Here is a 9,056-nt window from a genome sequence, read left to right as displayed (position 1 = left end):
CTTATGAAGTGTATTTTAATGAAGTGTTGCACTTGGTTTGACAATTCGCCGTAAACCCGCCTTAGCGCTTCTGCAACTGATCCAATAACCCGCCGTTGGCGAAGTGTTCTTTCATCACTTTTTCCCACGAGCCGCCGATGTCTTCCACCGTTTTCAGTTGCACGTCGGGGAAGCGCTCCTTGTATTCGGCCTGCACTTTTTCGTCGCGCACGCGGTAGTAGTTTTCGGCGAGCAGGCGTTGCGCCGGTTCGCTGTAGAGGTATTGCAGGTAGGCTTTGGCGGCGTCGGTGGTGCCTTTGGCTTCGGTGTTTTTGTCCAGCCACGCCACCGGGAACTCGGAGAGGATGGAGACTTTCGGCACCACCACTTCGTAGTCGTCCGCGCCGTATTCCTGACGGATGCCGTTCACTTCGGATTCAAAGGTAATGAGCACGTCGCCGATTTTGCGCTCAACGAAGCTGGTGGTCGCGCCGCGGCCGCCGGTGTCAAAGACGGCGACGTGCGCGAGGAAGTCTTTGAGGAAAGCGTGCTGTTCGGCTTCGGTTTTGAAGGTGTCCTGCGCGTAGCCGAGCGCACCGAGGTAGGTGTAGCGCCCGTTGCCGCTGGTTTTCGGGTTGGGGAAGACGATGCTGACGCCTTCTTTAGCCAAATCGCCCCAGTTTTCGATGTGCTTCGGATTGCCCTTGCGCACGAGGAAGGCGGTGGTGGAGTAATACGGCGAGCTGTTATGGGGCAGGCGGGTGCGCCAGTCTTCCGGCAGCAGTTTGCCCTTGGCGGCGAGGATATTGACGTCTGTGACCTGGTTGAAGGTGACGACGTCCGCTTTCAGCCCTTGCAGGATGGCGGTCGCCTGTTTGGAGGAACCGGCATGGGATTGCTTGACCTTGGGCGCGTCGGGGTGTTCTTTTTCATAGAGGGCGTTGTAGCGGGCGAACAGCTCGCGCGCGATGTCGTAGGAGGCGTTGAGCAGCTCTTTTTCGGCGGCGACAACGGGCAGGGCAAGCGCCAACAGCGCGGTTAGCAGGATTTTTTTCATGATGATGCTCCAGATTGGGTGAAGGCGGCATGGTAGGGCATCGCGCCGCGCCTGCCCAATGGCAAGTTTGCATGGGGTCATAACCGTTTTGCATAAGCGCCTTGGTGTATCATTGCCCGCCTCTTAACACCCTTTCAGGAACCCCCATGCAAGCGCATTACCAACCGCAAACCCTCGAAGCCGCCATCCAGAAATCCTGGGAAGAAAACCAGACCTTCCGCGCCGTGACCGACCCCGCGCGCGAAAAATTCTACTGCCTGTCGATGTTCCCCTACCCTTCCGGCCGCCTGCACATGGGGCACGTCCGCAACTACACCATTGGCGACGTCATCGCCCGCTACCAGCGGATGCGCGGCAAAAACGTGCTGCAACCGATGGGCTGGGACGCCTTCGGTATGCCCGCCGAAAACGCGGCGATGAACCACCAGGTCGCGCCCGCCGCCTGGACCTACAGCAACATCGACTACATGAAAAACCAGCTCAAATCGCTCGGTTTCGCCATCGACTGGTCGCGCGAACTCGCCACCTGCAAGCCCGATTACTACCGCTGGGAGCAGTGGCTGTTCACCCGTCTCTTTGAAAAAGGGCTGATATACCGCAAAAACGGCACGGTGAACTGGGACCCGGTGGATCACACCGTGCTTGCCAACGAACAAGTCATCGACGGACGCGGCTGGCGCAGCGGCGCGCTGGTGGAAAAGCGCGACATCCCGATGTACTACTTCCGCATCACCGACTACGCCGAAGAACTGCTGCGCGATTTGGACACCCTCGACGGCTGGCCGGAGCGCGTCAAAACCATGCAACGCAACTGGATTGGCAAATCGCGCGGCATGACCGTGCGTTTCGCCCTGCGCGACGACAGCCGCGACGGCCTCACCGCAGAACAACACGTTGTGCAAGTCTTCACCACCCGCCCCGATACCCTCTATGGCGCGACCTATTTGGCAGTTGCCGCCGAACACCCGCTGGCGACCGCCGCCGCTGCCGACAATCCCACCTTTGCCGCCTTCATCAATGAATGTAAGGCAGGCTCCGTCGCCGAAGCCGACGTGGCAACGATGGAAAAAAAAGGGATGCCGACCGGGCGCTACGTCACCAACCCCGTCAATGGCGAGGCGCTGGAAGTGTGGGTCGCCAACTACGTCCTCTGGGGCTACGGCGACGGCGCGGTGATGGCCGTACCCGCGCATGACGAACGCGACTTCGAGTTCGCCCACAAATACAGTCTGCCCATCCGTCAGGTCGTCGCCCGCGATGGCGAAAGCTACGACAGCGCACAATGGCACGAATGGTACGCCGCCAAAGAAAACACCCGCCTGATAAACAGCGGCGACTGCGACGGCCTCGACTACCCCGCCGCCTTCGATGCCATCGGCAAAAAACTGCAAGCCCTCGGCGCCGGCGAAGAAAAAACCCAATACCGCCTGCGCGACTGGGGCATCAGCCGCCAGCGCTACTGGGGTTGTCCCATCCCGGTCATCCACGACGCCGATGGCCGCGACCTGCCCGTCGCCGATGCCGACCTGCCCGTCGTCCTGCCGGAAAACATCATCCCCGACGGTAGCGGCTCACCGCTCGCCAAACTGCCCGAATACTACGAGACGACAGACGCGCAAGGCCGCCCCGCCCGCCGCGAAACCGACACCATGGACACCTTCGTCGAATCGAGCTGGTACTTCTTCCGCTATATGTCGCCCGACTACAGCGGCGGCATGGTCGCCCCGGAAGACGCCGCCTACTGGCAGGACGTCGATCAATACATCGGCGGCATCGAACACGCCATATTGCACCTGCTCTACGCCCGCTTCTTCACCAAACTGATGCGCGACGAAGACATCGTCAAAGTGAGCGAACCCTTCAAACGCCTGCTGACACAAGGCATGGTGCTGGCCGCCACCTGGTACCGCGAAGACGCGGCAGGCAAAAAAACCTGGTACAACCCGGCAGACATCGAACCGATTACCGACGACAAGGGCCGCATTACCGGCGGCACCCTCATCGCCGACGGCCAGCCGGTGCAATACGGTGGCATGGAAAAAATGTCCAAATCCAAAAACAACGGCGTGGACCCCGAAGCGCTCGTCAAAAAATACGGCGCCGACACCGCCCGCCTCTACACCATGTTCACCGCGCCGCCCGAATCCACCCTCGAATGGTCGGAAAGCGGCGTCGAAGGCGCGCACAAATACCTGAAACGCCTCTGGGCCTACGCCCACGAACAGCGCGACCAGCTCGACCCCGCCCCGGTTGACCACGCCGCGCTTGACGCCAAACACAAAACCCTGCGCCACGCCATCCACGAACAACTGCGCTCGGCGCAATTCGACTACGAGCGCAACCAGTACAACACCGTGGTGTCGTCAGCGATGAAAATCCTCAACACCCTCGGCGACATCGCGCCCGCAGAAAAACGCCTGCGCAGCGAAGGCCTGCGCATCCTGCTGCTCATCCTCGCGCCCATCACGCCGCACATCGCTGCTGCCTTGTGGGACGCACTCGGCTACGCCGGCAACATCCTCGATACCGCCATCCCCGAGCCCGACCCGCAAGCACTCACCCGCGACACCATCACCCTGGTCGTGCAAATCAACGGCAAACGCCGCGCCGAAATCGAAATCGCGGCTGACACGAGCGACGACGACATTATCAAAACCGCGCTTGCCCACCCCGACGTACAACGCCACTGCGACGGCAAAACACCGAAAAAAAGCATCGTCGTCCGTGGCAAGCTGGTGAACCTGGTGGTGTAAAACGACCCGTCCGGGGCGGTGAGGCGAAGTCCATAACCGCCCGACGATTGCTGCGAGCGGTTATGACACAAGCGTCTAACCGCTCCTTTTTTATAGCCATCCACCGAAAGCCTCATACGGTGTTGCGCCGCCTGACCGGGCACCCTAAAAAATGGCGGAGCCATTTTTTAGGGAAACCCGCGCCGTACAACCGCGTACTGTCTTCGGCGACGCGCCTTGTCTGAAACTTTCGGTGGATGGCTATATAGCGATACGCACAAAGTTCTGTACAAGGCACGCCGCCGTCGCCGCAAAATCGTCGCCATTATCCGGAGGGTGCGCCGAGGCGCACCCTATGGCGGATTCTATGCGTAGGGTGCGTGGCGCAGGCACGCACGCGCTTCCCGATGCCAACATTCCCGCGCGCGAGTCGGCTCCGCCGCCACACATCCAACGAATCCGTTTGCAGACACCCTGCACGCCAGGGCGTGCCCGCCATCCGTTTGTAATACGGTCGCATAGCGCGGACAGCAAACGCATCCCTATCGCCCCAGCTTGCTTTCCACTTGTGCGCCTTCGCTTTCCGTCGCGCTTTTCAGGCGGTTGAGCAGTTCTGCCCAGTCGATTTCGCGGGTGTGGCCGATGATGTCCAGATGCGGCACGCCGCGGCCTTTGACGAGGTAGTAGCCGTTTTGTCCGTCGGCGGCGGGGGCGATGCCATCGAGTTTCAACACGCCGTTCGCGAGTTCGCCGCTGAAGCCGAGTTTGTCGTAGGGGAAGCGGTTCAGCACGCGGATGAACTGGTTGACCATGAGGTTGCTGCCGCCATCGCCGACGCGCGAGAGGTAGGCCACGGCTTCGTGGCTGATGCGCCGCCGTCCGGGGTTGTGCGCGGGCGTGTGCAGGCGGGCGCGGAAGTGTTGCGGCCGCCAGTTGGTGAGGATGATGTCTTCGGCGCTGCCTTCGATACGCCCTTCGATTTCGCCGATGCCGAAGGCGTTGGTCAGTTGTTGCAGGTCGAGGCGCGAGAGGCGCAGGTTGAAGACGGCGAGCGGCGCGTCGCTGAAAAAGCGGCTGATGTGCAGGCGTTCGATTTGTACGTTGCCGTCAAAGACGGCGACGTTTACCGGCTGGCGCAGTTGCAGGCCGTCGCGCGAGAGGCGGATGTCGGGCAGGGTGCCGCTAATCAGGCCGCGAAAGCGCACGGTGTCGAGCGCGTCGCCGAGGTGGGTGAGGCTGATGGGGTCGATGTGCGCGCTCAGTTTGTAGTGGTCGCCGTGCGGTTCAAGGCGGCTGATGGTGATGCCGCCGTCCAAGAGCGGGATGCGCAGCGGTTGTTGCAGGGTGATGCCGCGTGCGTCCCAGCGCAGCTCCGCCCGCACCGCGCCCACCGGCAGTTTGTGCCAGCGCGCGCTGGCGATGTGGATGCGTGACGGCGCGCCGTTGTTGCCCGCCTGGCCGTCGAGGTCGTGCAGTTCGTAGCGCCCCTGGCGGTCGCTGATGTGGATGTGGTTGAGGACGGCGGCGAGGTCGCCGATTTTGCCGTCACGGTAGTTGCCGCGCAGGTAGAGGCTGCCGCGCAGTTCGGCGTCGCCAAAGAGGCCGTCGCCGAGGAGCGGCTTGAGGTAGCGGCGGTAGAGGTGGTCGGCGTCGCTGCGCAGGTTGTGCAGTTCGAGCGCGATGAGGCGGTTTTGCGTGAGGTTCCAGTCGAGGGCGGCTTCGGCACGGGTGGCGCCGTCGTCGAGGGTGAGGTCGCGCAGGGCGAGGCGGCCGGGTTGCCAGTCGAGGCGGGCGCTGAGGTCGAGCGGCGCGCCGTCGATTTTCAGGTAGTACGGGGTGATGAGGATTTCGCCGCGCGTGAGGTGGAGCGCGAGCTCGCCTTGCCAGCGGTTGCCGTTGCTCCGCAGGTCAAGGCGGGCGCTGCCGTGGAGATGCTCTGCCGCCTGCATACTGTCGGCGCTGTTGTAGCGGAGGTCGTCGAGGGCGACGCTGCCGGTGATGCGCAGGCCGTCGGCGGTTTGCCGCAGGGTGAGGTCGGGGCGCAGGCTGCCACCAAGCTGGATGCCGTGCGCGTTCAGCAGGGTTTGGATGAGGGCAAGCGGCAGGTCGGCGGCGAGATGCGCGCTGCCGTTTGCCGCGCTCAAGGTGGTTTGCAGGGTGTGTTTGCCCGCTTGCAGGCGCAGGGTCGCGCCAGGTGAAAGCTGGAGTTCGCCGCGCAGCAGGTTTTGCAGGTGGATGCGGTCGGCGTTGAGGCGCAGCGGGGTGTTGCCGCGCTGGCTGCGCAGGGCGAGGGCTTCGATGGCGAGGCTGTCGCCGTCGCGGCGCAGGCGGGCATCAAGGACGGTGTTTTTCAGCGGGGTATTGGCGAGGCGGGTCGCGGGCAGTTTGCCGCTCACGTGCCAGTGTTGGTAGTCGCCGCTTTCGGCGCGCAGTTGCAGGTGGTTGACGGAAACGCCCGCGATTTGTCCGTCCAGTTCGAGTTCGACGGTGAGGGCGTGGGCGGGGAGGGTAGCGAGTAAAAGCAGGGCAAGGACGTGTTCTTTTAGTTTTTTCACAATGCCGCCTTGATTTTTTTGTCGCCCGCCTTCATGTCGGAAAAACTGTTTTTTGTCATGCCAGAGAGGTTTTTATGATTGACGACGAGATGATACACGACGTGCCGGATGGCGGTGAGCCGCCCGCAGACCGTGCGCCGGAGGAGCAGCCCGGCGAGGTGCCGCTGTTTGACCAGCGCGAGGCGGAAATCGAGGCGTTGCAGGCACAGGTCGCGGATTTGAAAAACGCGGTGCTGCGCGAGCGCGCCGATCAGGAAAACCTGCGCAAGCGCTTCGAGCGCGAGAAGGAAAGCGCGCTGAAATTTGGCAGCGAGAAGCTGGTGCGCGATTTGTTGCCGGTCCTGGATTCGCTCACCCTGGGGCTGGATGCGGCGAAGGCGCACGAGGCGGAAGGCAAGCAGGCGCTGGATCAGTTCATCGCGGGTTCGGCGATGACGCTGAAGCTCTTGCTGGAGATTCTGGAAAAGAACGGCATCACCGAAATCAATCCTGTCGGCGAGAAGCTCGACCCGGAGCAGCATCAGGCGCTCTCTGCCATTCCCAGTCCCGACGCCGAAGCGAACACCATCCTCCACGTCGCACAGAAAGGCTATCTGCTCAATGGGCGGGTGATTCGCGCCGCGCAGGTCATCGTCGCCGACGGCTCGCAGAAAAATCCGCCGCAATCTTGAAAAGCTGGCACGCCACCCCACTTAGGCAGTCAGCACACGTTTTAATTTGAAATATTGGAGTTTATAACTATGGCCAAAATCATCGGTATTGACCTCGGTACCACCAACTCATGCGTATCCATCATGGACGGCGACAAGCCGCGCGTCATCGAAAACGCCGAAGGCGCGCGCACCACGCCGTCCATCGTCGCCTTCACCGACGACGGCGAAGTGCTGGTCGGCCAACCGGCGAAACGTCAGGCGGTCACCAACCCGAAAAACACCCTCTACGCCATCAAGCGCCTGATTGGCCGCCGCTTCGACGAAAAAGAAGTGCAGAAAGACATCAACCTCGTCCCCTACAAAATCGTCAAGGCCGACAACGGCGACGCCTGGGTCGAAGCAGTGGACAAAAAAATGGCACCGCCGGAAGTATCTGCGCGCGTGCTGATGAAAATGAAAAAAACCGTGGAAGACTTCCTCGGCGAAAAAATCAGCGAAGCCGTCATCACCGTGCCCGCCTACTTCAACGACAGCCAGCGTCAGGCGACAATTGCCGCCGGCCGCATCGCCGGGCTGGACGTCAAGCGCATCATCAACGAACCGACCGCCGCCGCCCTCGCCTACGGCATGGACCGTGGCGCGCGCGACGCGAAAATCGCCGTCTATGACCTCGGTGGCGGCACCTTCGACATCTCCATCATCGAAACCGTCAACCTCGATGGCGAACAACAATTTGAAGTACTCTCCACCAACGGCGACACCTTCCTCGGCGGGGAAGACTTCGACGCGCGCATCATTGACTACCTCGTCGCCGAATTCAAAAAAGACAGCGGCATCGACCTCTCCAAAGACTCGCTCGCGCTGCAACGCCTGAAAGAAGCGGCCGAAAAAGCCAAAATCGAACTGTCCTCCAGCGAACAGACCGAAATCAACCTGCCCTACATCACCGCCGACGCCTCCGGGCCGAAACACCTCAACATCAAAATGACCCGCGCCAAGCTGGAATCATTGGTGGGCGATCTGATAGAGCGCACCCTCGAACCCTGCCGCCAGGCACTGAAAGACGCCGGACTCTCTGCCAAAGACATCCACGACGTCATCCTCGTCGGCGGCCAGACGCGGATGCCGAAAGTACAAGAAACCGTCAAAAACTTCTTCGGCAAAGAGCCACGCAAAGACGTCAACCCGGACGAAGCCGTTGCCCTCGGCGCGGCCATCCAGGGCGGTGTTATCGGCGGCGACGTCAAAGACGTGCTGCTGCTGGACGTCACCCCGCTCTCGCTCGGCATCGAAACCATGGGCGGCGTGATGACCAAACTCATCGAAAAAAACACCACCATCCCGACCCACGCCGAAAACGTCTTCTCCACCGCCGAAGACAACCAGTCCGCCGTCACCATCCACGTCCTGCAAGGCGAACGGCAACAGGCGAGCAGCAACAAATCGCTCGGCAGATTCGACCTCACCGGCATCGAACCGGCACCGCGCGGCATGCCGCAAATCGAAGTCAGCTTTGACATCGACGCCAACGGCGTACTCAACGTCTCCGCCAAAGACAAAAAAACCGGCAAAGAACAGGCGATTACCATCAAGGGCAGCTCCGGCCTCTCCGAAGAAGAAGTCCAACGCATGGTACGCGACGCCGAAGCGCACGCCGAAGAAGACAAAGCCTTCCAGGAAAAAGTCAGCGCGCGCAACAACGCCGAATCCATGCTGCACAGCGTCGAAAAAGCCGTCGCCGACCTCGGTGACGAAGTTACTGCCGACGAAAAAAGCGCCATTGACGAAGCCAGCAAAGCGCTGAAAGAAGCGATGGACAAAGGCAGCGTCGAAGACATCAACACCAAGAGCGAAGCACTGATGAACGCCGCCGGCCCGGTCATGCAAAAAGCCTACAGCAAAATGAGCGGCGAAGGCGCGGCAGCCGGTGCCAGTGCTGCCAGCAGTGACAGCGCACCGAAAGACGACAACGTCGTCGATGCCGACTTCCAGGAAGTCAAAGACGACAAATAAGCGCGATTCCCCCGCCGAACCGCTCCCTCCCCCGCAGGGCGAAGCCCGCAGCGGGGGAGGGCTGGGG

The 9,056-nt window shown here is 61.6% G+C and carries 5 protein-coding genes; 3 read left to right on the top strand and 2 right to left on the bottom strand.

The window, feature by feature from the left end:
* Positions 1-61 precede the first annotated feature (61 nt).
* Positions 62-1,036: a thiosulfate ABC transporter substrate-binding protein CysP gene (cysP, locus tag Q0349_RS12725; protein WP_298081389.1), complete on the bottom strand. Its 975-nt coding sequence runs from the start codon at positions 1,034-1,036 to the stop codon at positions 62-64.
* A 146-nt stretch (positions 1,037-1,182) separates the two neighbouring features.
* Here cysP and leuS point away from each other — a divergent pair, with 146 nt between their 5' ends.
* Positions 1,183-3,789 (top strand): leucine--tRNA ligase, encoded by a 2,607-nt coding sequence (leuS, locus tag Q0349_RS12720; protein WP_298081388.1) that lies wholly within the window; start codon positions 1,183-1,185, stop codon positions 3,787-3,789.
* A gap of 521 nt (positions 3,790-4,310) precedes the next feature.
* Here leuS and Q0349_RS12715 read toward each other — a convergent pair.
* Positions 4,311-6,323, bottom strand: coding sequence for a hypothetical protein (locus tag Q0349_RS12715; RefSeq protein ID WP_298081387.1), 2,013 nt, complete (start codon positions 6,321-6,323; stop codon positions 4,311-4,313).
* A gap of 74 nt (positions 6,324-6,397) precedes the next feature.
* On the opposite strand from Q0349_RS12715, the gene Q0349_RS12710 reads away from it, so the two are divergent.
* Together Q0349_RS12710 and dnaK are read left to right on the top strand one after the other, a co-directional pair.
* Entirely contained in the window at positions 6,398-6,994 is a 597-nt protein-coding gene (locus Q0349_RS12710; RefSeq protein ID WP_298081386.1) for a nucleotide exchange factor GrpE, read from the top strand.
* Between the two features lie 69 nt (positions 6,995-7,063).
* Entirely contained in the window at positions 7,064-8,989 is a 1,926-nt protein-coding gene (gene dnaK, locus Q0349_RS12705) for a molecular chaperone DnaK (protein WP_298081385.1), read from the top strand.
* Positions 8,990-9,056 lie beyond the last annotated feature (67 nt).

The sequence above is a fragment of the uncultured Cardiobacterium sp. genome (assembly GCF_938028185.1).
Taxonomy (GTDB): Bacteria; Pseudomonadota; Gammaproteobacteria; order Cardiobacteriales; family Cardiobacteriaceae; genus Cardiobacterium.
The sequence above is the reverse complement of the archived record's forward strand: the minus strand, read 5'-3'. Positions and strand labels throughout refer to the sequence as shown.

Bases quoted from the DNA above. Each gene is read 5' to 3' on its own strand.
- cysP (WP_298081389.1), bottom strand. From the start codon at position 1,036: ATGAAAAAAATCCTGCTAACCGCGCTGTTGGCGCTTGCCCTGCCCGTT.
- leuS (WP_298081388.1), top strand. From the start codon at position 1,183: ATGCAAGCGCATTACCAACCGCAAACCCTCGAAGCCGCCATCCAGAAA.
- Q0349_RS12710 (WP_298081386.1), top strand. From the start codon at position 6,398: ATGATTGACGACGAGATGATACACGACGTGCCGGATGGCGGTGAGCCG.
- dnaK (WP_298081385.1), top strand. From the start codon at position 7,064: ATGGCCAAAATCATCGGTATTGACCTCGGTACCACCAACTCATGCGTA.